Source organism: uncultured Roseibium sp. (assembly GCF_947494555.1).
GTDB lineage: Bacteria > Pseudomonadota > Alphaproteobacteria > Rhizobiales > Stappiaceae > Roseibium.
Map to the genome: position 1 here is coordinate 1,665,986 of NZ_CANLVF010000001.1, position 26,172 is coordinate 1,692,157.

Annotated in this window: 22 protein-coding genes and 1 pseudogene; 10 read left to right on the forward strand and 13 right to left on the reverse strand. The window is 55.2% G+C overall.

The features are described from left to right. The first annotated feature begins 7 nt into the window (after positions 1 to 7). On the forward strand, positions 8 to 1,312 hold the full coding sequence (locus tag Q0915_RS07695; RefSeq protein WP_299481609.1) for a replication-associated recombination protein A: 1,305 nt from the start codon (positions 8 to 10) through the stop codon (positions 1,310 to 1,312). A gap of 30 nt (positions 1,313 to 1,342) precedes the next feature. On the opposite strand, the pseudogene Q0915_RS07700 reads toward Q0915_RS07695, so the two are convergent. Beyond that, a pseudogene (locus tag Q0915_RS07700) lies at positions 1,343 to 2,185 on the reverse strand (adenylate/guanylate cyclase domain-containing protein); the annotation flags it as partial. 476 nt (positions 2,186 to 2,661) lie between these two features. On the opposite strand from Q0915_RS07700, the gene Q0915_RS07705 reads away from it, so the two are divergent. The 3 genes from Q0915_RS07705 (at position 2,662) to Q0915_RS07715 (ending at position 6,944) form a co-directional block, all read left to right on the forward strand. Next, positions 2,662 to 5,052, forward strand: a complete 2,391-nt coding sequence (locus Q0915_RS07705; RefSeq protein ID WP_299481612.1) for a patatin-like protein — start codon at positions 2,662 to 2,664, stop codon at positions 5,050 to 5,052. A gap of 181 nt (positions 5,053 to 5,233) precedes the next feature. Then, positions 5,234 to 5,908, forward strand: a complete 675-nt coding sequence (locus Q0915_RS07710; RefSeq protein WP_299481615.1) for a hypothetical protein — start codon at positions 5,234 to 5,236, stop codon at positions 5,906 to 5,908. A gap of 307 nt (positions 5,909 to 6,215) precedes the next feature. Further along, the gene (locus Q0915_RS07715) at positions 6,216 to 6,944 is read left to right on the forward strand and encodes a hypothetical protein (protein ID WP_299481618.1); all 729 of its coding nucleotides are present in this window, start codon (positions 6,216 to 6,218) and stop codon (positions 6,942 to 6,944) included. Positions 6,945 to 7,443: 499 nt separating this feature from the next. Here Q0915_RS07715 and Q0915_RS07720 read toward each other — a convergent pair whose 3' ends face one another. Next, positions 7,444 to 8,094: a hypothetical protein gene (locus Q0915_RS07720; protein ID WP_299481621.1), complete on the reverse strand. Its 651-nt coding sequence runs from the start codon at positions 8,092 to 8,094 to the stop codon at positions 7,444 to 7,446. Positions 8,095 to 8,566: 472 nt separating this feature from the next. Beyond that, the gene (locus Q0915_RS07725; RefSeq protein ID WP_299481623.1) at positions 8,567 to 9,322 is read right to left on the reverse strand and encodes a PEP-CTERM sorting domain-containing protein; all 756 of its coding nucleotides are present in this window, start codon (positions 9,320 to 9,322) and stop codon (positions 8,567 to 8,569) included. 551 nt (positions 9,323 to 9,873) lie between these two features. On the opposite strand from Q0915_RS07725, the gene crcB reads away from it, so the two are divergent. Continuing rightward, positions 9,874 to 10,257 carry a fluoride efflux transporter CrcB gene (gene crcB, locus Q0915_RS07730; protein WP_299481626.1) on the forward strand — a complete coding sequence of 128 codons (384 nt, stop codon included), beginning with the start codon at positions 9,874 to 9,876 and terminating at the stop codon, positions 10,255 to 10,257. Between the two features lie 125 nt (positions 10,258 to 10,382). Continuing rightward, complete coding sequence (locus tag Q0915_RS07735; RefSeq protein ID WP_299481629.1) at positions 10,383 to 11,402, forward strand: RluA family pseudouridine synthase; 1,020 nt, start codon at positions 10,383 to 10,385, stop codon at positions 11,400 to 11,402. A gap of 11 nt (positions 11,403 to 11,413) precedes the next feature. Here the strand turns inward: Q0915_RS07735 and Q0915_RS07740 are convergent, their stop codons facing one another. From Q0915_RS07740 to Q0915_RS07750, 3 genes are all read right to left on the reverse strand, one after another. Beyond that, a complete protein-coding gene (locus Q0915_RS07740; protein ID WP_299481632.1) occupies positions 11,414 to 11,917 on the reverse strand; it encodes an ATP-binding protein in 504 nt (167 codons plus the stop codon). A gap of 61 nt (positions 11,918 to 11,978) precedes the next feature. Continuing rightward, the gene (locus Q0915_RS07745) at positions 11,979 to 12,149 is read right to left on the reverse strand and encodes a hypothetical protein (RefSeq protein ID WP_299481635.1); all 171 of its coding nucleotides are present in this window, start codon (positions 12,147 to 12,149) and stop codon (positions 11,979 to 11,981) included. A 66-nt stretch (positions 12,150 to 12,215) separates the two neighbouring features. Then, the gene (locus Q0915_RS07750; protein ID WP_299481638.1) at positions 12,216 to 13,532 is read right to left on the reverse strand and encodes a DUF2778 domain-containing protein; all 1,317 of its coding nucleotides are present in this window, start codon (positions 13,530 to 13,532) and stop codon (positions 12,216 to 12,218) included. Between the two features lie 399 nt (positions 13,533 to 13,931). Between Q0915_RS07750 and Q0915_RS07755 the strand changes: the two genes are divergently transcribed. Continuing rightward, the gene (locus tag Q0915_RS07755) at positions 13,932 to 14,612 is read left to right on the forward strand and encodes an HAD-IA family hydrolase (RefSeq protein ID WP_299481641.1); all 681 of its coding nucleotides are present in this window, start codon (positions 13,932 to 13,934) and stop codon (positions 14,610 to 14,612) included. Continuing rightward, positions 14,612 to 15,385: an ATP12 family protein gene (locus Q0915_RS07760; protein WP_299481643.1), complete on the forward strand. Its 774-nt coding sequence runs from the start codon at positions 14,612 to 14,614 to the stop codon at positions 15,383 to 15,385. Before Q0915_RS07755 ends, Q0915_RS07760 begins: the two co-directional genes overlap by 1 nt. Before the next feature lie 45 nt (positions 15,386 to 15,430). Here the strand turns inward: Q0915_RS07760 and mgtE are convergent, their stop codons facing one another. The 5 genes from mgtE to Q0915_RS07785 form a co-directional block, all read right to left on the reverse strand. Further along, on the reverse strand, positions 15,431 to 16,852 hold the full coding sequence (gene mgtE, locus Q0915_RS07765; RefSeq protein ID WP_299481647.1) for a magnesium transporter: 1,422 nt from the start codon (positions 16,850 to 16,852) through the stop codon (positions 15,431 to 15,433). Between the two features lie 76 nt (positions 16,853 to 16,928). Beyond that, positions 16,929 to 17,660 carry a proteasome-type protease gene (locus Q0915_RS07770; protein ID WP_299481650.1) on the reverse strand — a complete coding sequence of 244 codons (732 nt, stop codon included), beginning with the start codon at positions 17,658 to 17,660 and terminating at the stop codon, positions 16,929 to 16,931. Between the two features lie 74 nt (positions 17,661 to 17,734). Continuing rightward, positions 17,735 to 18,553 (reverse strand): transglutaminase family protein, encoded by an 819-nt coding sequence (locus tag Q0915_RS07775; RefSeq protein ID WP_299481653.1) that lies wholly within the window; start codon positions 18,551 to 18,553, stop codon positions 17,735 to 17,737. A 27-nt stretch (positions 18,554 to 18,580) separates the two neighbouring features. After that, a complete protein-coding gene (locus tag Q0915_RS07780) occupies positions 18,581 to 19,531 on the reverse strand; it encodes an alpha-E domain-containing protein (protein ID WP_299481656.1) in 951 nt (316 codons plus the stop codon). A 6-nt stretch (positions 19,532 to 19,537) separates the two neighbouring features. Beyond that, on the reverse strand, positions 19,538 to 20,962 hold the full coding sequence (locus tag Q0915_RS07785; protein WP_299481659.1) for a circularly permuted type 2 ATP-grasp protein: 1,425 nt from the start codon (positions 20,960 to 20,962) through the stop codon (positions 19,538 to 19,540). Between the two features lie 323 nt (positions 20,963 to 21,285). Between Q0915_RS07785 and Q0915_RS07790 the strand changes: the two genes are divergently transcribed. Continuing rightward, positions 21,286 to 22,818, forward strand: coding sequence for an acyl-CoA carboxylase subunit beta (locus Q0915_RS07790; RefSeq protein ID WP_299481662.1), 1,533 nt, complete (start codon positions 21,286 to 21,288; stop codon positions 22,816 to 22,818). 56 nt (positions 22,819 to 22,874) lie between these two features. Here Q0915_RS07790 and Q0915_RS07795 read toward each other — a convergent pair whose 3' ends face one another. Further along, positions 22,875 to 23,189, reverse strand: coding sequence for a hypothetical protein (locus Q0915_RS07795; RefSeq protein ID WP_299481665.1), 315 nt, complete (start codon positions 23,187 to 23,189; stop codon positions 22,875 to 22,877). Between the two features lie 260 nt (positions 23,190 to 23,449). Further along, positions 23,450 to 23,923 (reverse strand): hypothetical protein, encoded by a 474-nt coding sequence (locus tag Q0915_RS07800; RefSeq protein WP_299481667.1) that lies wholly within the window; start codon positions 23,921 to 23,923, stop codon positions 23,450 to 23,452. Between the two features lie 211 nt (positions 23,924 to 24,134). Here Q0915_RS07800 and Q0915_RS07805 point away from each other — a divergent pair, with 211 nt between their 5' ends. Then, a complete protein-coding gene (locus tag Q0915_RS07805) occupies positions 24,135 to 26,147 on the forward strand; it encodes an acetyl/propionyl/methylcrotonyl-CoA carboxylase subunit alpha (RefSeq protein WP_299481669.1) in 2,013 nt (670 codons plus the stop codon). Positions 26,148 to 26,172 lie beyond the last annotated feature (25 nt).

Below are 26,172 nucleotides of genomic sequence, written 5' to 3' on the forward strand. Positions count from 1 at the left end.
GACGGCCGTGACCGATCTTTTCGAAGCATCAGGACTTGCGCAAAGCGGGCCGCGCCCGCTTGCTGACCGTATGCGCCCGGCCAGGCTCGATCACGTCGTCGGACAGGATCACCTTCTGGGTCCTGAAGGCACGCTGTCGCGGATGTTGAAAACCCGCACGCTCGGCTCCTTGATATTCTGGGGGCCACCAGGGACCGGAAAAACGACGATCGCGCGATTGCTCGCGAATGAAACTGATCTTGCCTTTGAGCAAATATCGGCGATCTTTTCCGGCGTTGCGGACCTGAAGAAGGTGTTCGAGGCCGCAAGGGCCAGACGCATGGGCGGCACGGCAACGCTTCTGTTCGTGGACGAAATCCATCGCTTCAATCGCGCACAGCAGGACAGTTTTCTTCCCGTTATGGAAGACGGCACGATCACGCTTGTTGGGGCGACAACTGAGAACCCTTCCTTTGAGCTCAACGCCGCACTGCTGTCCCGCTCACATGTGATGACGTTCCACTCGCTCTCGATCGAAGCGATCAACCAGCTGCTCGACCGGGCGGAACAGTTAGAGGAAAGGCAGCTCCCGCTTGATCCTGAGGCGCGGCAGGTCCTGGTCCGTATGGCTGATGGCGACGGACGCTCGGCTCTGACGCTTGCAGAGGATGTCTGGCGTGCCTCCGCGCTGGACGAGGTCTTTGATGCGGACCGGTTGCAGGAGATCGTGCAACGGCGTGCCCCAATCTATGACAAGAGCGCGGACGGTCACTACAACCTGATTTCCGCCTTGCACAAGTCCGTTCGCGGGTCTGATGCGGATGCGTCCCTTTATTGGTTCTGCCGCATGCTGGACGGCGGCGAGGACCCGATGTATCTCGCAAGGCGCCTTATTCGGATGGCCGTTGAAGACATCGGCCTTGCTGATCCCAACGCCCTGGTTCAGGCGAATGCGGCAAGAGACGCCTACCAGATGCTCGGTTCTCCGGAAGGGGAACTGGCGCTCGCCCAGGCAGTGATCTATCTGGCCACCGCGCCCAAGTCCAACGGCGCATATGTTGCCTACAAGGCGGCTATGCGCGATGCGAAGTCCAGCGGCTCGCTGCTGCCGCCCAAACATATCCTCAATGCACCGACCAAACTGATGAAGCAGGAAGGATACGGTGCCGGCTATCAGTACGACCATGATGCGCCAGACGGTTTCTCCGGCCAGAAATACTTTCCCGACGGCATGGACAGGAATGTCTATTACGACCCGCCGGAACGCGGTTACGAACGTGACCTGCGAAAACGGCTTGAGTACTGGAGCAAGCTGCGCAAGGAAAGAGGCTGAGGCCAGTGCCAGTGCTTGGCTATAAGACGGTCAATCGTCGGTGTGGAGCCGGTCCAGTGCGCTTTTCAAGGATGAAACCAACAGCGTTCTTTCTTCTATGCTGATGGTTTCGTGAAGTCCGTCGGTGATCGCGATGAGATCTCGTGTCATCAGAGTGACATTCACGAGCGGCGGCGATTTCGGTTCGTCCGATTTCAGACCAACAACCTCGTAAGTCGACACGGGGTATGCGATCCCCTTGACGTTGACCTCCCCATTGGACGCACACGTGATCTGGTCTTTGACCTGGGAAAATGTTTCGAATGAAATCAGGATCGATCCGGGTTTGGCCAGGGTCTCCAACCGGGACGCTGTATTCACGCCGCCGCCGATGATCGTATAATCAAGCCTGTCATTGCTGCCGAAATTGCCGACGGTGCAGTAGTCCGTGTGGATACCCATTCGGCACTTCACGGGCTTTGCGATACCCGCTTCACGCCACACATGTTCGAGCTCGCGCATCCGGTTCTGCATTTCGATCGCCATGCGGACACAGGCAAGAGCATCCTCGGTGACACCTCTTGTTTCCGGATCTCCGAAGAAAATCACGATGGCATCGCCGACATATTTGTCGATGGTTGCCCCATGCTTCAGCGCGATATCGGACATTTCCGTCAGATATTGATTGAGTATGTTTGTGAGGTCTTCCGACTCAAGCCGGTCGGCTATCTCGGTAAAGTCGGCAATATCGGAAAAGAAGACAGTTAGTTTCTTGCGCGTCGAGGCAATCTTGACTTCCTGCCGCCCCTCAAAGATCGACTTGTAGACCTGAGGCGAAAGATACTTCGCCAACTGTTTCGACAGTGCTTCCATGCGCGCAGACTGTTCGGCGAGTTGGTCTTCCACCGCTTCGCCATGTTCGATGGTCGCCTCATATAGAAGACGCAGATCTTCCAGTTCAGAGCGAAGAGACTTGTTCTCTTCCCTGAGAACACGGGCAGGAGAGGGTCTGGATGGTTCTGAAGTATTTTGCCCTGCGTTTTTTTTCTGGGTCTTCTTCATCTCGCGTTATCTGGTCTTGAGTATGTGCACTGCCAATTGCCTGGCTGCCGGTTCCGTACGGAATCAGAAAGAACAGCATGAGACACCTTAGCGGAAAGACACCCGCCGTAGCGTGAAAAAGTGTAACGCCCCGTGTAGCTGCTGCTTCGTAAAGCCTACTGCGCCACACATTTTTCCTTCGAAAGCGTGATCAGATATGATTACGCTGGCATGCGTTCAATTCTTTGTATCGGCGCATCCATGGCCATTTAAGGAATATGACAATTCTTTTCTGATAGACCATTCTCATCAGTCCGGCTGGCAGTTTTATGAAGGAAATCGAACTCAGACTTGCACTTGTGCTTTATGGCGGAGTTTCACTCGCCATCTACATGCATGGCGTAAGCCGCGAGATCCTGAACCTTGTCCGGGCCTCCAGCTACCGGCTGGACAGAAACGCAGGAAGCGCTCAAAGCGCTGAAATGCCGCCACTTCAACCTGTTCAACGCGCCTACCAGGACTTGCTGGACCTCTTGTCCGGCGTCGCCGATATCCGCGTCGTGGTCGATGCGATTGCCGGTGCCTCGGCAGGCGGCGTCAACGGCATCATGCTGGCGCGCGCGATCGCGCACGATCTCCCACTGGAAAGCCACAGCGAGATGTGGCTCGAAAACGCCGACGTCACCCGGTTGTCACGACCTCAATCCGGTCTGTCGCGCTATCTGAAACTGTCGATTTCACCCGTTCTCGACCAGCTTATTTCCAGCCGTCTGGACAAGCAGATCAAAAGTGTGGAAACGCGGGAAAAGCTTCGCCAGTTCATGCAGGCCCGGTGGTTTTCCCCGCCATTTTCCGGGGAACGGTTTATTGGGTGGATGCTGGATGCGTGCCTGAAAATGGAGACCGGCAACAGCTCCGACCGAACGCTCATTCCGCGCGGACAGACGCTCGATCTGTTTGTGACGATCACCGATTATAACGGCGTCAAACGCAGGATACTTCTGGACGATCCTGCCTTCGTAGAGGAGTGGGATCATCGGCGCATCCTGAAGTTCCACGCGGTTCATCGCACGCGCGGGTTTGTCGAAAGCCAGTTCGATGCCGACAACATTCCTGAACTGGTCTTTACCGCCCGGGCGACATCGTCCTTCCCTGGTGCCTTCCCACCGGCCACGGTTGCCGAGATGGAGCGCGTCCTTGCAAAGTCGGGGCATGCATGGCCCGGTCGCGAAGCGTTTCTCGGCCGCGAACTTTGCCTTACGCCAGACACGACCGCCCAGCATTGTTTTGTCGATGGCAGTGTCGTCATGAACAAGCCGTTTGCGCCGGTGATCGAAGTCATCGAGGAAAGACCGGCCGCACGCGAAGTTGCCAGGCGCCTGATCTATGTCGACCCGGCGCCGGTGGACATGAGCGAAAACAAAAGCGGCCCAATGGAACTTCCGGGTTTTTTCAGGGTCATTCTGGCGTCCCTTGCGCACATTCCCCGAAACGAACCGATCGGCGATGATCTGAAGGAGCTTGAGCAGAACAACCGGCGCAGCCGCTGGCTTGCGCAACTGATTGATGCGACCGGTCCGGTTGTCGAACAGGCCGTCATGCCCCTGTTGCCCAAGCGCAGGTCGATCACGGCGGAAGTTCTTTCCAAATGCCGGCGCGATGCCACCAACACTGCATTCGAGCAGGCTGGCTTTGCGTTCCTGAATTACCAGTCGCTGAAACTGCATGCACTTGCAGAGCGACTTGCAGGACTGACACACAGACTTGGCCATACTGCCGACTTGCCGATACGGGAAGAGGCGGTTCTGTCGCTCTTTTCCAAGCACTTCAACACGCTTTCGGCCGAGAGCAAGGACGGACTTGGCCGGACGGATCCGCATATCATTGCGTTGCTACGCGGTCTCGATGTCGACTATCGCATTCGCCGGCTGCGATTTGCGATCCGCAAACTCAACGGATTTTACCAGCACGGGAAGGCGACCTCGCTTCCCGTCCCGGATGCCAATGCTCTCGATCACCTGAAAGGACTGCTCTACGAGCAGATCGACCATCTTGGCTGGCGATGGACAGAACGGTTCTTCGGCGGAAAGAGCCGAGAGCTTTCGGAAGGACTTCTTGCCGTCACCGCATCAGGCAACTGCGGCACCGAAGAACATGTTGAACCGTTCCTGGAGGGTCTTTCGAAAATGATGGGCCTGGTCGATCTGGACCGCCTGCATGACGAGCTCTTCGCCGAGACAGCCTGCGATCTTCTCGACCGGGAACGGCATTTGTCTCTTTTGCGGTCTTATGTCGGTTTCGGGTTCTATGACCTGATCACGTTTCCGGTTCTTCAGAGAAACGACTTTTCGGAAGTCACCGAGATCCTGGTCGACCGGATCAGCCCCCGCGATGCCGCCAGCCTTTACACCGAAGGCTTTGAACTGAAGGGAAAGGCACTCAATTCCTTCGGAGCGTTTTTCAACCGAAGCTGGCGCGAACACGACTATCTCTGGGGGCGCCTTAACGCCGCCGACAGACTGGTCAGCATCGTTCTGTCTTCAGCCGGGGAGGGAACGTTGCCGCAGCAGCAGATCAATCAAGCCCGCGCGCGCATCTTCCTTGCCATCTTGGAAGAAGAACGCGACAAACTCGCAGCAATTCCCGAAGAGCTTGAACGCGTCGATACTCTGATCCGGTCGATCTACCCCGATTTTGCCCATGTTGCGGAAGAGGTTTGATGTTTTCCCCGGGGGCTTTTTTGTGCCAAAGGGCGTAATTGCAGCTGGCTGAGGAGATCTCGATAAGAGCCTTTCAGATGGCTTGGCCCTTGCCCGAACATGTCAGGTTTGCTTCCTTGAAACTGGCGCAATTGGGTTGCGCTGCATGAACAGCGCGCAGCGAAGCTGAGGGACGTATGAAATGTTGCTGACAATCGACCACGTCATGTTCCCGGTCTATCTAGGTGATCAACTGCTTGATGAGGTGGAGTGGACTTGGAAAGACAGAGGGTACGGGCGTGTATTTCGTGAACCTGAACGACGTGAATTTCTGCCACTTTATTGCCAGAGTAGACAGTTCTACGTCGAATATTTGTCCAACCGCTCCACGTTTTCTTACTGGAGCAACGCTGTTTTTGTCGTGGTGCCAAAAGAATTTTGGGATTATTATAAAGAACCTGCTCTTGTATCGGAACATTTTCTAGTTCCCTATTTCGGATCCGGATATCAACTTGTGAGCCCGGACTTTCCGCACTTGAACAGCAAGCTGGAGGGCAGGTCAGACGAAGCGTTCAAGCTTGTTGTTTCACCTGATCTATTCAAGGTCCTGTCGAACGTTGCCGGTCAAAAATGGTCAATGCCTGACTTCGTTTCACCGCATAGCGATTTGAAGCACATGCACGATGTGGCCGTTCTGGATTCAGAAGACCGTCTTGTTGCGCCGCTCTATCAAGCAAATCCATCGCTCAGAGGTTTTTTTGAGAATCTTGTGCAGACTGAAAGATGCGCGGGCTTGGACAGCTTATTTGCCGCGCATCCGAGCATCGGGAACGGAAGCATAGGCTTTTTCCAAGTTGAAAAGCGCTCTAGCTCCTAATTTCAATCGAAAATAGTTGTAAAGTGTAACTTTTAACTTTTTAATTGCATTTGAATGATCTTACAAGTATGAAAGTAAGGCAACTGGGTAACCTGAAATCGTCTTATTCCACACATTCACAGTTTTGATTTCGACTTTCCGTCGCATTCAATATCTGAGCGTTGTGAAGAGTTCGTGCTGCGATTTCATCAGATCTCAAGTCCAAATGTTAGGTAGCGGGAAATTCGCGTTTTTCCGCAGTGGATGAGTGTCTCAAAGCACTCTGGTTCAAGCATGTTTTGTGCGACGGCTAGCGAAGGTCAGGCAGATGAGACGAACCATTTCTGGAAATCTTCCACTTGGAAAACTTCGGGTAGTTGCCCTTACTGCGCTCGGTTGCCTTTTGGCGTCAGCGGCGGCGAATGCGGTTACTTATTCCGAAAAGCTTCAGGGAGATCTGGATGCGTTTTATTCGCTGTCCCTGCCGCTTTCCGATGGCTTGAACACCATCAGCGGAACAGCAGGCATGTGGCGTTATCTCAGTGGTGAAGTCGATATCGACCACGACACGATCAATTTCTCTGCTGCGCCGGATACGGTAATCAATTCGGCTTTCATAACGGTCTCGGCAATCCGGCAATCCGGCTTTGTTAAGGACGGCTGGGGACAGGTTCGTATTCAATCAGTTGCGAGCGGTGATGAGGAGCAGTTGAGGTTCGATCTTTTGACACCAGCACCGGGTTATTACTACAACTCCGGCATTCCCATAGATCTGCCCGCGAAGTTTGAGCTTCCTATCGGTGCAGCGCTTGCAAGCGCCCAGAATCTCGGTTCTCCGTTGGATTTCAATTTGTTCTTAAGAGGTGTCGGCAGCGGCGATTTCAAGTTTTCGAGCGTTATTTTCTATGACTATCAAGTCGAGATAGATGCGACACTGAAACTTCACACGCCTGTACCGGTACCGGCGGCATTGCCACTTCTCGGCTGTGCCCTGGGGTTGCTGGGTTTAGCGGGCTGGCGCCGCGGAAAGCGCGCTGCATCGCAAGTAAGTCGTTAGTAGCTGCACAGATAGCATCGGCGTTGGTACAAGTGACGAGCGGCGTTCAAGGGAAGGTTGTAAATAGGGGCAGAAGCTGAACTGCTGAAGGCTCTTGCGGAGTTGATAATGGATTTGTCACCGACGACATTGGACGGGAGTGTTTTGCAACTGTTGCCGACACCACTATGGAAGGCCAAATGGCACGCGAGCCGCCTTGAATCGTCTAGCTAAGTAGGGATTGTCCTCTAAGGGGGGTAGGCGACGACAAAACAGTACTAACGTCAAAAGCGATGTTATGTTGATGGTAAGGGCGCAAGCGTGAAGCTGCAATTTATAGCCCCAGAAAAGCCTTTAGGCAGCGGCTTTGACGAGATCTTCATTTGGAGTTTGAGGTCGGTTTGGGCTGTTTCGCTGGCCGTGGTGTCGCCAATCAAGGCTTCAATGTGCACATATTGCCGGTATAGACTACACGGGTTGAAAGCGGCAGGTCAGCCGCTTTCATTGATCTCAATCGGCCCTATTGGCTGAACTTTTTGCGATAGCCGCATGCCGCACCAAAAAAACAGATTGTGCCTGCTAATAGTGGCAGCGCAGCAGGCACGGGAACTGGTGTCACAAAACTGAGTGACGCAATGTTTGCCTGAAAGTAATCGACGCCCTTGTCATTCTCGCCAAAAAACCAGAAGTAAGCATCTTTTTCGTAATCTGAAAGAGCAAGGCTCTTCGGCAATGCTAGGCGATCCAGCAGGTCTAGATTGGAACTAAGAAGAACAATTTGATAGGAAATCACATCATATGAGCCGAGAAGGTCCGTGCCGGTGACATGTGCATTCAGGATGATCCCGTCGCCCCAATAGATTGGGTCATCGAAAACCTGGATGTGCGTTAAACGATCCGATACTGACGTTCCAAGGAAAGATGCGCTGGTTCGTGCTTCAGGGTTGTCGTAGTCCGCATAGTAGCCGTTGTCATATGTCAACTTTTCCTCAGGATCATAAGCAAACTGGCCAAATACTTCATCACCGATAGCGGGTGTTCTCAAGCCAACAAAACTCGATGAGCCCGATACTATCTCAGCGGTAAAACTGTATGTGACCGGTGCAGAAACTGCCAAATTCGTTAAAGCTAAAAAAGCAAATGCACAAAGCATTAGTCGTATTAGATTCACAATTGCCCCCAATGCGTAAGTAGAATTACAACTTGCAGCACCTCACTAGCGTAATGGTTGCAATGGGTCAAGAGCATTAACTCGCGAAAAAGTTGCGGAATGTCTGAGCGTTTCAGTACTCAATTCGAGAAGCAAGTTTGCCCGCAAAGAACTCTTTTCTAAAACTACCGAGTCAAGATTCTCGACTGACCCGTCAGCCCTGCTTAATAAGGAGGTTCCGTCCATAAAAGGCGGCTTGATGCGTGTTTATCTAATAGTTCCTAGTCGGGTCATTCGTACAACGCAATACTGACAACATTACTGTTGAGCCAAAGCCTACAAAGCATGACGAAAAACGGTTCGATCGAAATAGGCCAAAAAAGAAATAGACCTGATCGTGGCTTTGAGTTTTGACGCAGTTTTTGCGTGCAAGCCACCTTGTATCGTTTGACCTTAATAATTGGCCGTCTTTTCAATAACATACAGTATGAAATTAACGATTAATTTTGGCGCTAGATCTCTGTCTTCGCCATGCGGACAAGCCCAAAATACCAATCCCTGCCAAAAGCACTGAGAGTGTCGTCGGCAAGGGGATAGGCGTCACACTTTTTGTGGTCTGCGCGCGCACAGTGTCAAAGGCAGGTGCGTTACTTGCTTCTCTGAAAACGCGGAACACGAACTCATCAAATCCATCAGCGTCGTGCCACCCATAAATTGCAGGCAGCATCAAACCAATGTTTTCCGAACCGCTCGAAACCAGGGAGCCTTCAAGCAGCGTGCTCCAGGCAATCGTGTATGGATCTCCGCCGACGACGTTGCCGGTTCCCAAGATCATTTCGAGGCCGTAAAACAATTCCGCTGACGATGTGCGGATGGTGAATTTACCTTGCACGCCCGTGCCGTACATATAGTTCCCGGTAAATGGCGTTGGTCCGGCGGCAATGCCCGGGTGACTGCTACATCCTGCAAATCCGCATCCATTGTTGTTGAAGCTGAGATTGGAACGGGAAAAAGCCATTCCGCCTTCAAAATACGGGTTCTCAGTCAGCGCCAGGTTGCTCTCAAAATCTGCCATCAGATCAACACTTGAAACCGCCGATCCGGCTCCTTTTGTGAAGACGGTTGCGGCTTGAAGAGATTGAGAGTTGATGAGTGCCAGCCCGACGAGTGACGTCATCCAGAAAACGAATTTCGAGAAGTACATAATGCCCACCCCGATTTGAAGCCTCTGATTATCGTTAACACGCATAAAGAGCAAACTCCATATTTTGTGTTCATAGCGTGTGTCTGAGGTGCCTCGCATCCGGGACTGATGGTTTTAGCGAGACTGTTGGCCAACTAATGAGAAGGAAACGCTTCAACAGTCTTATGGAGGGATCAGTCAGGGAGCATGGAAAGCGAAAAAAGAGAATAGGAGACAGCAAGTGTTCGAACATGTCCTTGTTGGTGCCGATGGCCCAAATTCAACCAGTTCATGCGGATTGGAGCGCTCATTGAGCCGCCAGGGCCGTTTGGATTCGGGCCATCCTAAGGGTCTTATCAATTGAACCGGACCAGTTGATTTCAGAGCGCGAAAGTCAATGCACAGACTGAGAAAACTGTATGAAAATAAGACAAGAAAACAACGAGTTACTTGTACTAACGGACTCTCCTCGTATGACTGGAGCAAAAAGTTGAGCGGCGGCGATTTCTGAGCAACAAAACTTGCGCTATGGAAGGATTTGCGAAATCTCCTGTACAATGGGTGATATGCAGCCGAAGTTCTTGAAGAATCGGTTGTTTGAACGTAACGGAGACAGCTTGAAACATCTTCTTCTTGTCATGCTCGGCGGTGGCATCGGCGCCGGGGTGCGGCATCTGGTGGCGCTCCTGACACTGAGGCTCTTCGGTACGGGTTTTCCGGTTGGGACGCTGACCGTCAATGTGGTCGGATCTCTGGTGATGGGGCTTCTGATCGGGTGGCTGGTGAAGTCCGATTTTCAACATGTTCAGACTGTCCGCTATTTCATCGCAACCGGCATACTTGGCGGGTTTACGACGTTTTCCGCGTTCTCGCTGGATACTTCCGTGCTTTGGGAACGGGGCGATACGCATCTTGCGTTGATATATGTAGTCGCGTCCGTTCTTCTGTCGATCGGGGCGGTCTTTGCCGGATTGATGATTGCCCGGCAGGTGGTCACCTAAGTTTCCCTTCCAATCCGGACTGTTTGAGCCTATACGCTCCGGGAAGAATATTTGTGCGGCGCCATTGTCCCGCATGCCCGGTTGACAGCGATCCATTCCGGTCCGCAGCCCGATTTGAGAAAAACATGTCCGCGATTGAACAAAAACATGTAACCGCAGATGAAGCGGGCATGCGCCTAGACCGTTGGTTCAAGGCGCATTATCCGGGTCTCGGATTCGGACGGCTGCAGAAATTGCTCCGTACCGGGCAAGTGCGGGTTGACGGCAAGCGCGCAGAAGCCAACACGCGCATCGCCAAGGGCCAGATGATCCGGATCCCGCCGCTCGGTGTCGAACTGCCCGCGGATGACAAGAAAAACGCCAGGCCCAAATCCACCAAACTGATTGCCGATGACCGCAAGGCGATTGAAGAGATGCTGCTCTTCGAAGACAATCAGGTGATGGTTTTGAACAAACCTGCAGGTCTCGCGGTCCAAGGCGGGTCAGGGCTCAAGCGGCATCTTGATGGCATGCTGGAGGCCTTTACAGACCGGAAGGGCAACAAGCCGCGTCTCGTCCACCGCCTCGACCGTGAAACTTCGGGCATCATCCTGGTCGCCCGCACGCGGCAAGCCGCTCAGGAGCTGACAAAGGCGTTCCGGCATCGCAACACCCGGAAAATCTACTGGACCATGCTGGCGGGTGTTCCGAAACCGAAGCAAGGCCGCATTTCGACGTTCCTGGCACGAAGCGAGGGCGAGGAGCGGATGCGCGTGACCCGGCAGGGGGAGGATGATGCCCAGCACGCGGTCTCGCTCTATTCCGTCTTTGAGCAATCGGCGCAGAAACTCTCCTGGGTCACGATGAAGCCAGTGACCGGACGAACGCACCAGTTAAGGGCCCATGCCGCCCATATCGGCCATCCGATTATCGGGGATGACAAGTATTTCAACATCGAGAACTGGGAGCTGCCCGGCGGCATTCAAAATCGGCTGCATCTGCTCGCGCGCCGGATCGTCATTCCGCATCCGTCCGGCCACGGCATGATCGACGTTTCCGCACCGTTGCCGCCGCACATGCAACAAACGTGGAACCTCCTGGGGTTCGATGCACGCGACTACGATCCGGAAGCCGACGACCCGGACGAGACGCTGATCAGGCGTTGAACCCGGTCAAGCTATTGTTCGTCCCGTCCCGGTTTGTATAGGCGGACGTTGAAGCCTTCGGCATCTGTCGGTGGCTGAAAGTGTCTGCTGATCCTGTCGAACTGCTCATCTGACACCTGAAATTCGTGCGTTCCCGCAGCATTGCGCGCTCGAAGCCTTTGTTTGCAGATTTCGTCCGGGACATCGATCAGATGCAATTCGTGACGGCAGTCGGCCGCTTCGTATATCCGGCGCGTCCATTCCCGTGTTTCCACCGTGTTGGCGGCGAAATCGAGAACCACCGATAAACCGGCGCGCAAGAGCGTCACGACATGCGGCTCCAGTGTCGTTCTAAGCATCGCGGAGTATTTGACGTAGTCGGACAGTGTTTCGAGATGATCCGAATAAAGACCCTTCAGCCAGACATCTTCCGAAAGGAGAACAGTGCCTGGAACAGCCGCCAGTGAACGGGCCAGCGTCGATTTTCCGGAGGCCACCTTGCCGCAAATGAGATGCAGCATTGCTCCCTTGCTCATGTGTCTGCCCGCTCCTTAGGCCGGTGAAGCACACAATTACCTGCATGCGGATGGTGGGATGTCAAAACCCTTGAAAAAGCGCGCTCAGTATCACGGTGAGAAACGTGACCACACCTACGCCGGCAACAAGCTTCCAGGCATCAGAGCGCTTCTTGAGACCTGGCCAGCCAAGCGGTTTGATCACCTGGATCGCGGCAATCAGGATCAGCAGCACAGCCAGTATCTTGGTCAATGAAGGGCTCCGGACAGAACGGTAACGTATCCGCTCTAAACAATCTGCCGCCGGACCGCAACCCGTCTAGGTTCCGGTGCTGCGATTGAGCGCTGCCATGTATTTCGGAAGCTTGTCCATGGAAGGAACCACGATGATTTTTTTGACCTTGCCGGCTTTGAACGCCTTCAGGAATTTGTTGTAGTCCTTGAAAGCGACGCACCCATGCGATCCGTTCGTACGGCGCAGGAGGGGCGAGTGGGCGAGCATACCGTCTCTGCCCTTCATAGCTGCCAGATCACGCGGTAGCATTCTGACGGCTTCAACACCGTGAAAGCGCCGCTCACGCATCCTCAGATCGTAGATATTCGGGGGAGTCGGTCCGAGGTTTCTCACGTGGGAATATTTAGGATTGTCCTTCCGGTGGCCAATGCCTGAATGCGCCTCAAGTTTGGTACCGTCGGGCATATGCACCGTTGCGGCACTGATATCGTATACAGCGATACCGCTGCCACGCCCGGGAAGTCCGCCTTTCAGGCCGCTAAAGAGTTTGCCGATACCGTTGAATGCGCCGTTTTTTTCCTCTTCAGGATTCCCGGGTGTGGCATAGGCGAGGACGGGCTGTGCCGATCGAACCGGAGCGCTGTTCCGCTCTTGCGCGACCGCGGCTGTTCGAACCGGTATGTCAGGCTTTGTGCCGGGGATTGGCGTCGACAGCGTTTCATTCCGGGGAATCGAGCCGGTAATTTCGTTGTCGAGAGGGGTGTCTCCCGGCAGCGATGCAGCGATGTCCGGATCCGATTGCCGATCTGCTTCCAACGCCGTTGCCTCGCCAAGTGCAGCAACTTCCAAAGTCGCGTCGTCGAGAGGTGAGGGTACTGATGGGGCAGCGCCACGTGCCGCGGCATTGCCAGCTGCAAGTTGCCTGGGGGCAGCGTTTTCCTTGCGCGCGGTGTCGATGTATCGCGCAAATCTCAGATGCGTGAGTTTCGCGGTGAGCTTGATGCGGGCAACGCTTCTTGCTTGTGCGTGCGAATGCGCGCGAGCGGCCTTTTGGAACACATCGTGCGCATCCGGCGTGGCGCTCGGTGATGAGGTGGAGGACCTGGGTGCAGGTTCAGCAGTCTTTGGCCCACCGGGTGTTGACGAAGTGCTTATCCCGTTAGTCACAGCAACAGGGTGGGTTTGCCGTTCGTTCATGCTGTGTGCCAGCTTCAGGTGCCGCTGATCGTCAACGGACAGAGAATGATGAGATGGTGTTTCTTTCTGGCCGAACAGGGTCAAAGATGCCGCGGCGCCGGCAAGTCCGATGGCCAGGACTGCGATCAAAACAGCGAATGACCGCTCTTCCTTAAACGTCCTGGCACGTTTCTTCAGGCTTTTTGCCGGTGTTTTCAATCGCATCAACGCACAACCACCCTACTGGCCGCAGCAGGTAACGCTCCGGTCTCAATCACTTTCAGTTTGGCGACAAACAGTCCCAATTGTCCGCGCCCACCCAGGCACTAGTATCCGGCGTTATGGTAACCGGCCGGTTTACGAACATGGTTAACGAAACCTTGCGCACGCGGACCCGAAAAACATCATAAAGAGGCAAATTTCGGGCGTTCGCGCTTAAAACCGGTTATCCAAAGAATGGGGGAGTTGCGAGGGCAGCCTGTGGAATTCGTGATGGCACAGTAAACCGCGTCCAAGTTGCTCCGATCAAAGGAAAGAATTGGTCTTGAAAGGGCTCGGGCTCTTGACCCGCACTGGAAAACCCTTCACATGCGAGCCATCAGCTGAACAGGCAAAAGGCTCCCGATGTATTTGATCATTTTTGACGTCGACGGCACGCTGGTCGACAGTCAGGACACGATTTTCCACGGTCTTCAGGTCGGGTTTGAAGCGGTGGGTCTTCCCATGCCCGACCGCAAGACGGCCTTGTCCATCGTCGGGAGGTCGCTTGAAGAAGCATTTACGGATCTCGTCGGAGAAGGGCACCTTGAGAAAGTGCCGGCGATGGCCGATGCATACCGGCAGGCGAAGTGGGCAAGGCGCGCGGAAGGGCTTGAAATCGATCCACTCTATCCCGGTGCGAGAGAGGCAATCGAGCGATTGCATAAGCGGGACGAATTTCTGCTCGGCATTGCGACAGGCAAAGCGTTGCGCGGTGTCAGGCACATGCAGGAAACGCACGATCTGCACGGCAAGTTCGTGACGATCCAGACAGCTGACACGTCCCCCTCCAAACCGCATCCGGACATGATCGAACGGGCCTTGTCGGAGACAGGTGTGCTCCCGGAGATGGCTGTCATGATCGGTGACACGGGTTTTGATATGAAGATGGCAAAAGCTGCTGGTATTCACGCCATTGGTGTCACCTGGGGGTACCACGATCATTCAAGGCTCGCTCAGGAAGGAGCAAACCGGATCATTCATGGGTTTGAACACCTGGACAAGGCCCTGAAAGATGTCTTGAAATTTGACGAGGTAACAGTGTGATGCGCGACTTTCTTGAAACCTTGCATGAAGAAGTGGCCAAGGATCCTGAACAGCGTGCACGCGAGCTGTCCAGACGTGAACTGCCGAAGCGCTTCTATAAGGAAGCATCCCATGTTTTTGCTGACGAGGGCTTTGCAATTGCGCTGGACGGCCGCACGGTGAAAACGCCGGGCAAAACAACGCTAACCTTGCCCAATGAAGTTGTTGCAGCTGCGGTAGCGGCTGAATGGGCGGCGCAGGAAACCGTCATCAATCCCGCCACGATGCCTTTGACCCGGATTGCCAATTCGGCGCAGGACGCCGTGGCAAATCGCTTCGATGAAGTGGCAGACGACATTGTCTTGTTTGCCGGCAATGATGCGCTCTGCTACCGGGCCGATGATCCCGAAAGCCTGGTCGATACACAGCGCCGTCTCTGGGACCCGGTTGTTGACTGGGCCGGAAATCTTCTCGGAGGACGGTTTGTCTTGATCGAAGGTGTTATTCACGCGGCGCAGTCCGACGAGGTGCTTGCAGGCTACAAAGGGCGCATATCGGGCGAAACGCCGCTGCGCCTTGCAGCGCTGCACACCGCGACAAGCTTGACCGGTTCGGCCATTCTGGCTCTTGCCGTACTCGAAGGTTACCTGAACGCGGACGCAGCCTGGACAGCGGCACATGTTGAAGAGGACTTCAACATCGAGCGCTGGGGAGAGGACGCGGAAGCCGTTCAGATCCGTGCGTACAAGCGAACCGAGTTCGATGCAGCAGTCCTGGTCCTTGAACATACCTGACGGCGCTGCTTCCAGCAAAAAAATGCTGCTTTAGGCCCATTTCGCTCACGCCATATAGAATGTCGTTGCCATCAAAAAGAAGATGAGCACGCCGAGTACGTCGTTTGACGATGTAATGAAGACGCCGATCGCCATAGCGGGATCGATGCCTATCTTGTCGAGAATGATGGGAACGGTTGCGCCGACCATCGCAGCAAGCGTGGTTACGCATAGCAGAGACAATGAAGTGGCAAGCGCCAGGCTGCCGGGCGCTTCGAGCGGAACGATCAGGGACGCGATCAGCACCAGAGCGCCCAGGATGACGCCCGCAATCGCGCCATTGAAAAGAGCGGCGACAAATTCTTTCATGAGCCGAAAAACAATGTCGCCGGACCAGAGAGCACCCGTGGCAATACCCTGCACGGCGACCGCCGAGGCTTGAAGCCCCGCGTTGCCGGCCATGGACATGGTCACCGGGATAAATGCAGCCAGGATGGCGGCCTCGGCAAGCTGGTCTTCGTAAGAGCCGACCACGGTCGCTGCAACGCTTGCACCGACCAGACCTGCAAGCAACCAAGGAAGGCGGCCGCGCACAATTCTGAAAATGGTGTCGTCGGAGCGCGCCTCACCGGAGACACCGCTCATGAGCAGCATGTCCTCGTTCGCCTCGTCGGCGGCAATCCTCGTCAGCTGTTTTGGCGTTATCCGGCCGACGAGTTGCCCGTTGCCGCTGACCACGGGAACCGTGCGCATGTCTCTTTTGCGGGCAAGGCGGAGAACCTCTTCCTGATCGGTGTCCGCCGAAACAGCGATCACGTCCCTGTTCATGAGTTTCCTGAGCGGAACATCTCCCTGGGCAAGCAGAAGTCTGCCAACCTCGACCGTGCCGGTCAGCTTTCCGTTCGCATCGGTGACGTAAACCGTGAAAACTTTCCGGATGCGGCCGGCTTCTTCGCGCATCTGCTCTACAGCTTCATCTGCGGTGCAGTCCTCGCGCAGCGCCACGAACTTGCTCGCCATGACCCGCCCGGCCGTATCGTCCGCATAAAAGCCCCTTGTCGCGATATCTTCGACATCAGGAAGACGCGCAATCAACTCGTCGGCAACGTCGTCCGGAAACTCGTTGAGAATTTCGATCGCGTCTTCAGGATCGATGCCGGCGAGAATATCGCGAAACTGCTCGAGCGTTGATTCTTCCATCAGGATCGAGCGGAACTCCGGCCGCAGTTCGGCGACCACCTTTATCGATGGATTGGCGGGCAGCCACTGGAAAAGCTTACGGGCGTGCTTGAGCCGCAACCTTGTTAGCAATTGCATGACATCGATCGGGTCCCAACGCTTTAGCAACTCGACAATCTGAGCGCGCTGGCCCACCTTGATCATGTCTCTGATGGCTTTGAGCGTATCGTCGTTTGCGTCCAGCGGTTCCTGCGACGTTTCCCGCGTCCATGCGACAGGTTCGAGTTCGCTCGCGGTACTGCTGCTCATGTGGACACTCTCCGGATCGTCCTGTCCGCTTCTAACGACGCTTTATGACGGCTTCCTGACGGGCCATGAACGCAGCTCAGACGTCAAATTCGTCGATGTCGCCGAAGGCTGCGCGCAATTTTTCAGACCATCCGTGGGAAAGCTTCTGGAAATAGGGATCGTCCTGCTCGATACGAACCTGCCGGTCGGTTGAAAACGTGTCCGTGTTGTAGAGCAACATGTCGATTGGCATACCGACCGAAAGGTTTGAACGGATCGTGGAATCAAAGGACAGCAGAACCAATTTCGCGGCTTCACCAAGACGCATATCCGCCCGCGTGACGCGGTCGAGAATAGGCTTGCCGTATTTGTGCTCACCAATCTGCAGGAAGGGCGTGTCCTCGCCGACTTCAATAAAGTTTCCGGCAGCATACACCTGGAACATTCTCGGCGCTTCGCCTTCGATCTGACCACCGAGAATGAACGTTACGAAAAAATTCTCTGCGCTTGTCGCAAGCGCTTCGCCATCGATGGATTCCACCTCTCTGACCGCACTGCCGACAAGCCGGGCAACCTGAAACATGGTCTTTGCGGTCATCAGTGTCGCCCGGTCATTGTCCGCTGAGGTGATGTGTTCGCTCAGAAGCGAAATCACGGCCTGGGTAACTGCGAGATTGCCGGCGGACAGGAGTGTGATCACACGCTCGCCTGGCTCTTCCCAGACATGAAGTTTCTTGTATGTGGCAATGTTGTCGACACCGGCATTGGTGCGCGTGTCCGCAGCGAACACAAGGCCGCGATCCAGTTTCAAGCCGACACAATACGTCATCCCTGAGCCCCTCAGACGTTTCCCTGTGAACTGTTAGCACAGCGCAGCAGGAATGAATGCCTGAAAATCGACTTTTACTGCTGCTGTTGAAAAACTGCCTGGGTCACGTCGACTTCGACCAGCAGATTTTCTTCCAGACCCCCGAACCTGATGCCGCGGATCGGGGCAGCGGACCGGGAGTCCAGTCCTGCGGTCAGTCGAATGTATCGATCTGTTGGGCAAACAGCGTTTGAAACGTCGAACCCGGTCCACCCGAGACCTTCGATGAGAACTTCGGCCCACGCATGGTGCGCTTCAGATGCCTGCTCTTCTTCCAGAAGCAGATACCCGGAGACGTAACGGGCGGGAACGCCGAGAGATCTGGCAGCTGCTATGAAAATGTGCGCGTGGTCCTGACAGACACCTTCGCCAGCCGCCAGTGCGGCCGAGGCGGGGGCGTGCGTTTCAGTGACGCCGATCTTGTAGTCGACCTTATCCCTGATCGCATGCATCAGCGCGTGAAATCCCGAGATACGATCTTCGGTTTCTGCATGCGCGGCGAGCCTGCGGATCGCCTGGTTGGATTGGGTGAGCGGCGTCACGCGCGTATAGATTCGCGGCGGCACGATCACATCCGTCTCGTGCCCCAGAATACCATTCGTATCCCGCGTCTCAACGATGCCGGTTGCAACAATTTCAACATCTTCCACGGGTTCGCCGCGCGAAACCATATGAACCCGGTTGCCGAATGCATCCTTGTAGGTCGTGGCTCTCGAAATGCCCGGTGCGTCGATAGACCATTCCAGAACCTTCTGAGCCGGTCCGTTTTCAGGCGTCAGGCGCAATTGCTGCATCGCGTTTGCCAGCGGTGCGTCATAGCGATAACGGGTGGTGTGTCGGACTGTCAGTTGCATGCGGCACCTGGAAGAAGAGTGTGTCGGTCAGGAAAAATTGTAGTCTTTGGAAAGCTCGAACGCGAATTGATTGTTCCTGCCGATAAAGTCGGTGAGATAGTCGTGCAGGCCGTCCTGATAGATTTCCCGCATCTGTTTTTCAGACAAACTGAGGGCGATTTCCTTGGCCAGATCGAGGCTGGGTTCTTGCGCGCTGTAGAACTGCGCGAGGTCTTCTGCGGTATCCGCAATCCAATTGTAGCAATGGGCCAGGGAACGCGGCATCTCTTTGCGTAATATGAGGAACTCGGCAATGTTGAAGGCCCGCAGCCGTGCATTCGGATAGGCAAACCTGTAGCTTCTGCGTCCAGAGAGAGCTCTGAGAATTGCAGACCACTGGTACTTTTCCATGGACCCGTCATCGACGATGTCACTGTCCGGCAACAGAGACCAGTACTGTGTGTTCAGGATCCGGGCGGTGTTGTCGGCGCGTTCGACAAAGTTACCCATTTGAGAGAAGAAATAGCCGTCATTGCGCAGAACGGTGTTGAGCAATGCGCCGCGGAACAGATGGGCCCGCTGGTTCACCCAGGCCAGAAAATCGGGCAATCTTTCCTGCGTGATCGTTTGCGGATTGACCTCGTTAAATTCGATCCAGGTCGTGTTGATCGCTTCCCACAGCTCAGCGGTTATTCCAGTGCGGACCGCGCGCGCGTTGTTGCGCGCCAGTTCCAGGCTATTGCGAACGCTGACCGGGTTTTCCTTCGAAAACAGCAGGAAAACGGCGACGTTGCGGATATTCACCTCGTCGTACTTTTCCTTGAACTCAGGCTCGCAGCCTGAGCAGGCCAGCGCGAATGCCCAATGCGTGCCGTGTTCCTGGCCGCGATGAGACATGATGGCCCCGCGATAGGCAACTTCCAGCAGACGAGCCACATTTTGGGCCCGCTCATGATAGCGGGACATCCAAAACAGCGAAGAAGCGGTTCTTCCAAGCATTAAATGTCAGTCCTCAAGTACCCAGGTATCCTTGGTGCCACCGCCCTGGCTCGAATTGACGACCAGGGATCCTTTTTTAAGCGCAACGCGGGTCAGACCGCCGGGAGTGATTCTAACCTGGTCGCCAATCAGGACGAAGGGCCGCAGGTCGACATGCCTGGGCGCAACACCGGACGCGACATGCGTCGGGCAAGCTGACAGAGCAAGCGTCGGTTGAGCGATATAGTTGGAAGGTGTCGTCTCAAGCACCTTCCGGAATTCCGCAATCTCGCGCTTGGAAGCCGTCGGGCCGATCAGCATGCCGTATCCGCCGGATCCGTGTACTTCCTTGACCACGATGTCCGCCAAATTGTCGAGCACATAGGCGAGGTCGTCTGGGCGCGAGCAATTCCAGGTGGGAACATTGTTCAAGATAGGTTTTTGACCCGTGTAGAACTCAATGATGTCAGGGACATAGGCGTAGATTGCCTTGTCGTCGGCAATTCCGGTTCCAGGCGCGTTGCAGATCGTGACGTTGCCGGCCCTGTAGGCATCGAAGAGCCCCGGAACGCCGAGCATGCTGTCAGGATTGAAGGTGAGGGGGTCCAGGAATGCATCATCGATGCGCCGGTAGATGACATCCACCTGTTCCGGTTGGCGCGTTGTGCGCATGAACACCTTGCCCGCATCAACGAACAGGTCCCGTCCTTCGACCAGCTCCACGCCCATTGAATCCGCCAGGAACGCGTGTTCGAAATAGGCGGAATTGTAGATCCCGGGTGTCAGTACAACGATTGTCTGGGCGGATTTTGCCGGATCCGGGGCGACGCTTTCGAGCGTTCTGCGCAGGAGTTCGGGGTATTGTTCGACGGGCGCGACGGCATGCGTCTGAAAGAGTTCGGGAAACAACCGCATCATGGTTTCACGGTTTTCCATCATGTAGGAAACGCCGCTTGGCGTGCGGGTATTGTCTTCCAGAACGTAGAACTCGTTTTCTGAGACCCGGACCAGATCGGTCCCGATGATATGGGCATAAACCTTGCGCGCAGGGGTAAATCCCGCCATTTCGGGAAGGAAAGCCTCGTTCTGAAGAACAAGGTCGGCGGGAACAATGCCTGCGCGGAGAATTTCCTGGCGATGATAAATATCGTGCATGAACGCATTCAGCGCGCGCACTCTCTGGTCGATGCCGGCTGAAAGCCTGCGCCATTCAGAAGCTGAGATAATGCGGGGAATGGGGTCGAACGGAATCAACCGTTCCGTCGCTTCCTCCGCCCCATACACAGCGAAGGTGATCCCGAGCCGGCGGAAGATCGTTTCAGCATCTCGGCTCTTTTTTGTCAGGAAATTAGCGGGTTTGTCTTCGAGCCAGGCTGCGAGCCTCGAGTAGGGCGATCTCGCGCCGCCAGCATCGTCGAGCATTTCGTTGAAGAAAGTCCGATCGTCCGCCATTGCCTCCCCTTCGGCTATTTTACTTGTTGGGCAATCATGACAAAATTCTGAAGTGTGTCAAAGAACAATATCGCGGCTTGCTTGCCTAGTATTTGAGCAGACCCGATAACCCGGTTGTGTGCGCATCGTGTTGCTCAGACCAGGGCCGGCACTTCGTGGCGTATGTCGTGGTTGGAACATTCAGCCAGGCGCTTTTGCGCCGGTTACGGCCAATTGGCATTGAAAAAAGCGCACCTTTGTTGTGGCGCTTAAGCCCATGTGCTGACTTTGCCTTGATCCCGGAACGTGTTACGGCCTCATGAACTGCGTAATTGGAGGATCCGATGAAAGAAGTTCTGGCCGAATTGGAACAGCGCCGGGAAACGGCACGGCTCGGTGGTGGCCAACGTCGGATCGATTCGCAGCATGCCAAGGGCAAGCTGACTGCGCGTGAACGTATCGAAATCCTGCTCGACGAGGGCTCTTTCGAAGAGTTCGATATGTTCAAACAGCACCGCTGCACCGATTTCGGAATGGAACAGCAACACATTCCCGGCGATGGCGTCGTGACCGGCTGGGGCACGGTCAATGGGCGTACGGTGTATGTGTTTTCAAAGGATTTTACGGTTTTTGGCGGATCGCTTTCTGAAGCGCACGCAGAAAAAATCACGAAATTGCAGGACATGGCGCTGCAGAACCGCGCGCCGGTCATCGGTCTGTTCGATGCCGGCGGTGCGCGCATTCAGGAAGGCGTTGCAGCGCTCGGCGGCTATGGCGAAGTCTTTCAGAGAAACGTACTGGCTTCCGGCGTCATTCCTCAGATTTCGCTCATAATGGGGCCTTGCGCCGGGGGCGACGTCTACTCACCCGCGATGACCGATTTCATCTTCATGGTGCGCGACACGTCCTACATGTTCGTGACGGGTCCCGACGTCGTCAAAACGGTTACGAACGAAACTGTAACTGCTGAAGAATTGGGCGGCGCTTCGATCCACACCACAAAGTCTTCGATTGCCGACGGAGCGTTTGACAATGATGTCGAGGCCCTGCTGGAAATGCGACGGCTGATCGACTTCCTGCCGATGAACAATCGGGCGGAACTGCCAGAGTTGACCAACTACGACGACCCGGACAGGATCGACACGAGCCTCGATACGCTTGTTCCCGACAATCCGAACAAGCCCTACGACATGAGAGAGCTGGTTCTGAAGACCGTCGACGAGGGCGACTTCTTTGAAATTCAAAAGAACTTCGCAGGCAATATCATCACCGGTTTCGGCCGCATCGAGGGCCGTTCCGTCGGTATTATAGCAAATCAGCCCATGGTGCTTGCCGGCGTCCTTGATTCCGATGCGAGCCGAAAGGCGGCACGGTTCGTCCGCTTCTGCGATTGCTTCAGCATTCCGATCGTTACTTTCGTTGATGTTCCCGGCTTCCTTCCCGGAACGTCGCAGGAGTATGGCGGGCTCATCAAGCACGGTGCGAAACTCTTGTTTGCCTATGCTGAAGCGACCGTTCCCAAAATCACTGTGATCACACGGAAAGCCTATGGTGGCGCCTACGATGTGATGAGCTCAAAACACATTCGCGGTGATATCAATTATGCTTGGCCGAGCGCTGAAATCGCAGTGATGGGGGCAAAAGGAGCTGTCGAAATTCTCTATCGCTCCGAGTTGAGCGATCCAGACAAAATCGCCAAGCGGACAAAGGACTACGAGGATCGTTTTGCGAATCCCTTTGTCGCTGCGGAGCGCGGCTATATCGATGACGTAATCCGCCCGCATTCTACTCGGCGGCGCGTGTCCAAGGCGTTGGCGCTGTTGCGGTCGAAGCAGGCAGAATTGCCGTGGAAAAAGCACGACAATATTCCGCTTTGAGGCAATGACGCAGATGCATTTTGCGAGTGCGGGCTGGCCAAACCGGCCCGATTGCATCAGTTCCAGCGATTGAATCCGCCACGCGGAAACAGCGGTTCCTTGCACTCGTAGGCTACTGGGCACTTGCGGTTGTCACGAGTCGGCCCGTACTGAACGAATAGCTCCTGATTCCAATCACAATAGCTACGGTTGGAAACGAACATCGAATAGGTGTACTGACCCGTCGTGAAAACGACCGCGCCATGCTGCCTGACCATGTTCTGCGCCTGACTGCAGGACATCTGTCGCAGGTCCGGTCTGGCCTCCGCAGCGGTTGTCACCAAGACGCCTGTAAGCGTCAATGCGGCAAATGCGAGCCGGCAATTTTTCATATCTGCCTCCGTCGGTATCTGACTGCAACAAAAAACAAGTCAATCCTTGAACCGGTTTCAAATTGACCTTGAGATAAACCTGAATGCGCCCTGGCAGGGCGCTTCACACCTTCGAGTGTGCGTCAAGGATTGCGTGTGCAGTGTGATCGTCACCACATAAAATGCCATTTAAAGGACTGGTGCACCAGCGTTAGCCGGTGGAAAAGCCGGAGGGACTTTTCTTCATGCGCCTCTTGGCACTGCCGGAACTTGATCAGATCTCAGGAGCGGGCTTTCTGTTTCTGCCAATCCGTTGGGCAAACAGCGCCCGGTATGACATTTGCCGCACCTTTGAGGGAAAACCCTGCATAGCTGTTGTCGTGGTACTTGACCGCCATGGTATTAGCTGAACGCAGCTTGTGCCAAACATAGCCGAAACTGTCGGAGCATGTCGCGCAACCGCTGCCGACAAGCCCATGCTCATTGACGGGCAACTCCAGAATATCCGCATCCAGGATGAGCTTTATCCGGCTTCCGGCGGGCGGCAATTTGCCCTGGATCTCGACATGCAACATGGTGCCGTTCACAGACCGTTTGGGATGACACCAGATGACGAAATTCGAGCCGACATTGTTGGTCGTCCAATAACGCGTAAAACCGTCTGCTTGACCGCTGTTCCATTTGCCGATGGTTTCACCAAGGGCTGTGCCACAAAACGAGCACAACAAGACGGCAACGGCGAAAAGGTGTTTCATGTCAACTCCCGGATATCCGTCAAATTATCAGGGAGACGCGTTAATTTAGCGTAATGGTTGCGCTTTGTTTCGAGGATAATGCTTTAACCCTGAACACGATGCGGGAGACCGGTCCGCAACACCGCCAAAACACCTCTCGCCCTTTGGCTAAGTTGCACGGTCACGGACTGCGGCCTACAAACGGGGAAACAAGCCAGCCGGGTGGAATTAGATGTTCTCAAAAATTCTTGTTGCCAACAGGGGCGAGATTGCGTGCAGGGTGATGAAAACCGCGCGCCGCATGGGGATCAAAACCGTAGCGGTCTATTCAGACGCGGATCGGGATGCGCTCCATGTGGAAATGGCCGACGAGGCCGTGCATATCGGACCTGCCGCTGCCGCCGAGAGTTACCTGATTGCAGAGAAAATCATCGACGCCTGTAAACAGACCGGCGCGGAAGCGGTGCACCCCGGTTACGGATTTTTGTCGGAGCGTGCCAGTTTTCCCGAGGCCCTGAAGAAAGAGGGCATTGTCTGGATCGGGCCAAACTCTCGGGCGATCGAGGCGATGGGCGACAAGATCGAATCGAAGAAATTCGCCAATGATGCCAATGTCAGCACCGTGCCCGGTTATCTCGGTGTCATAGAGACACCGGACCAGGCCGTGGAGATTGCCGGAGACATCGGTTATCCGGTCATGATCAAGGCGTCGGCCGGCGGCGGCGGAAAGGGCATGCGCATTGCCTGGAATGCCGAGGAGGTGAGGGACGGCTATGACCGCTCAAAATCCGAAGCTGCCTCATCCTTTGGCGACGATCGGGTATTCGTCGAAAAATTCATTGAAAACCCGCGCCATATCGAGATCCAGGTGCTTGGCGACAAACACGGAAACGCGATCTACCTGGGTGAACGTGAATGCTCGATCCAGCGCCGGAACCAGAAGGTCATCGAAGAAGCGCCTTCGCCGCTTCTCGACGAGGAAACACGGCGCAAGATGGGCGAACAGGCAGTCGCACTGGCAAAGGCCGTTGACTATGACAGCGCCGGGACCGTTGAGTTTGTTGCCGGACAGGACAAGAGCTTCTTTTTCCTGGAGATGAATACGCGCCTGCAGGTGGAGCATCCGGTGACAGAACTGATCACCGGCGTCGATCTTGTCGAACAGATGATCCGCGTAGCAGCTGGCGAAGAGCTTTCGATTGGACAAGACGATGTCAAGCTGAACGGCTGGTCGGTCGAAAGCCGGATTTATGCAGAAGATCCTTATCGCAATTTCCTGCCGTCAATCGGCCGTCTTGTCCGTTATCAGCCGCCAGAGGAAATTACCGGCGATGAAGTGACAGTCCGCAACGACACCGGGGTCGTGGAAGGGTCCGAGATTTCGATGTTCTACGACCCGATGATCGCCAAATTAATCACGCACGCCCCAACGCGGGACCAAGCGATCGACGCCATGAGCACTGCGCTCGATGCGTTTTACGTCGACGGCATCCAGCACAACGTGCCGTTTCTCACGGCTTTGATGAACCATCCGCGCTGGCGGTCGGGCGCACTGGCGACAAGTTTCATTCAGGACGAATATCCTGAAGGTTTCTCGCCGGCGGTGCCCGATGACAATGCCTATTCCGTGCTCGCCGCGGTTGCCTTGTCGATGGGGGCGCTGCAACGCGAACGCCTCGATCATCTGCCGGGGAGGCTGAGGCCGCATTCGGGCGCGATGCGGGAGAACTGGGTCGTCAAACTGGACAAGACATACGTGCCGATCCGCATAGCGGCGGGTTATCCCGGTACTCCGGTTGAACTCGACATAGCCATTGGTGACGGACCGATATTGAACGTGGAATCGGACTGGAACCCGGGCGATGTGCTGTGGTCGGGCAAGGTCGGCAACGTGGACGCAACGGTTCAGATCCGGCCGACAACGGGCGGCTACCGCCTCGATTGGCAGGGCTACTCCGTCATCGCAAGCGTCATGACGCCGCGCATTGCCGAGCTCGACCAGCTCATGCCGGAAAAAGTGCCGCCGGATACGTCCAAGATGCTCTTGTGTCCGATGCCCGGGCTCGTGGTTTCCATTGCGGTTGGCGAAGGACAGGAAGTCAAGGCAGGCGAACAGCTTGCAGTGGTGGAAGCCATGAAGATGGAAAATGTGCTTCGGGCGGAGCGGGATTGTGTTGTCACTGCAATCAAAGCAGCGCCGGGAGACAGTCTCGCCGTCGACGCCGTCATCATGGAGTTTTCCTGATCCCCGATTGACTTGGCGTTCGTTC

What these genes read in the sequence shown, in the direction of transcription:
- Q0915_RS07760 (WP_299481643.1), top strand. Translation starts at nt 14,612, where the DNA reads ATGCGCGACTTTCTTGAAACCTTGCATGAAGAAGTGGCCAAGGATCCT.
- Q0915_RS07725 (WP_299481623.1), bottom strand. Translation starts at nt 9,322, where the DNA reads ATGCGTGTTAACGATAATCAGAGGCTTCAAATCGGGGTGGGCATTATG.
- Q0915_RS07800 (WP_299481667.1), bottom strand. Translation starts at nt 23,923, where the DNA reads ATGAAACACCTTTTCGCCGTTGCCGTCTTGTTGTGCTCGTTTTGTGGC.
- Q0915_RS07755 (WP_299481641.1), top strand. Translation starts at nt 13,932, where the DNA reads ATGTATTTGATCATTTTTGACGTCGACGGCACGCTGGTCGACAGTCAG.
- mgtE (WP_299481647.1), bottom strand. Translation starts at nt 16,852, where the DNA reads ATGAGCAGCAGTACCGCGAGCGAACTCGAACCTGTCGCATGGACGCGG.
- Q0915_RS07705 (WP_299481612.1), top strand. Translation starts at nt 2,662, where the DNA reads ATGAAGGAAATCGAACTCAGACTTGCACTTGTGCTTTATGGCGGAGTT.
- Q0915_RS07770 (WP_299481650.1), bottom strand. Translation starts at nt 17,660, where the DNA reads ATGACGTATTGTGTCGGCTTGAAACTGGATCGCGGCCTTGTGTTCGCT.
- Q0915_RS07715 (WP_299481618.1), top strand. Translation starts at nt 6,216, where the DNA reads ATGAGACGAACCATTTCTGGAAATCTTCCACTTGGAAAACTTCGGGTA.
- Q0915_RS07775 (WP_299481653.1), bottom strand. Translation starts at nt 18,553, where the DNA reads ATGCAACTGACAGTCCGACACACCACCCGTTATCGCTATGACGCACCG.
- Q0915_RS07790 (WP_299481662.1), top strand. Translation starts at nt 21,286, where the DNA reads ATGAAAGAAGTTCTGGCCGAATTGGAACAGCGCCGGGAAACGGCACGG.
- Q0915_RS07785 (WP_299481659.1), bottom strand. Translation starts at nt 20,962, where the DNA reads ATGGCGGACGATCGGACTTTCTTCAACGAAATGCTCGACGATGCTGGC.
- Q0915_RS07805 (WP_299481669.1), top strand. Translation starts at nt 24,135, where the DNA reads ATGTTCTCAAAAATTCTTGTTGCCAACAGGGGCGAGATTGCGTGCAGG.
- Q0915_RS07740 (WP_299481632.1), bottom strand. Translation starts at nt 11,917, where the DNA reads ATGAGCAAGGGAGCAATGCTGCATCTCATTTGCGGCAAGGTGGCCTCC.
- Q0915_RS07750 (WP_299481638.1), bottom strand. Translation starts at nt 13,532, where the DNA reads ATGCGATTGAAAACACCGGCAAAAAGCCTGAAGAAACGTGCCAGGACG.
- Q0915_RS07735 (WP_299481629.1), top strand. Translation starts at nt 10,383, where the DNA reads ATGTCCGCGATTGAACAAAAACATGTAACCGCAGATGAAGCGGGCATG.
- Q0915_RS07710 (WP_299481615.1), top strand. Translation starts at nt 5,234, where the DNA reads ATGTTGCTGACAATCGACCACGTCATGTTCCCGGTCTATCTAGGTGAT.
- Q0915_RS07795 (WP_299481665.1), bottom strand. Translation starts at nt 23,189, where the DNA reads ATGAAAAATTGCCGGCTCGCATTTGCCGCATTGACGCTTACAGGCGTC.
- Q0915_RS07780 (WP_299481656.1), bottom strand. Translation starts at nt 19,531, where the DNA reads ATGCTTGGAAGAACCGCTTCTTCGCTGTTTTGGATGTCCCGCTATCAT.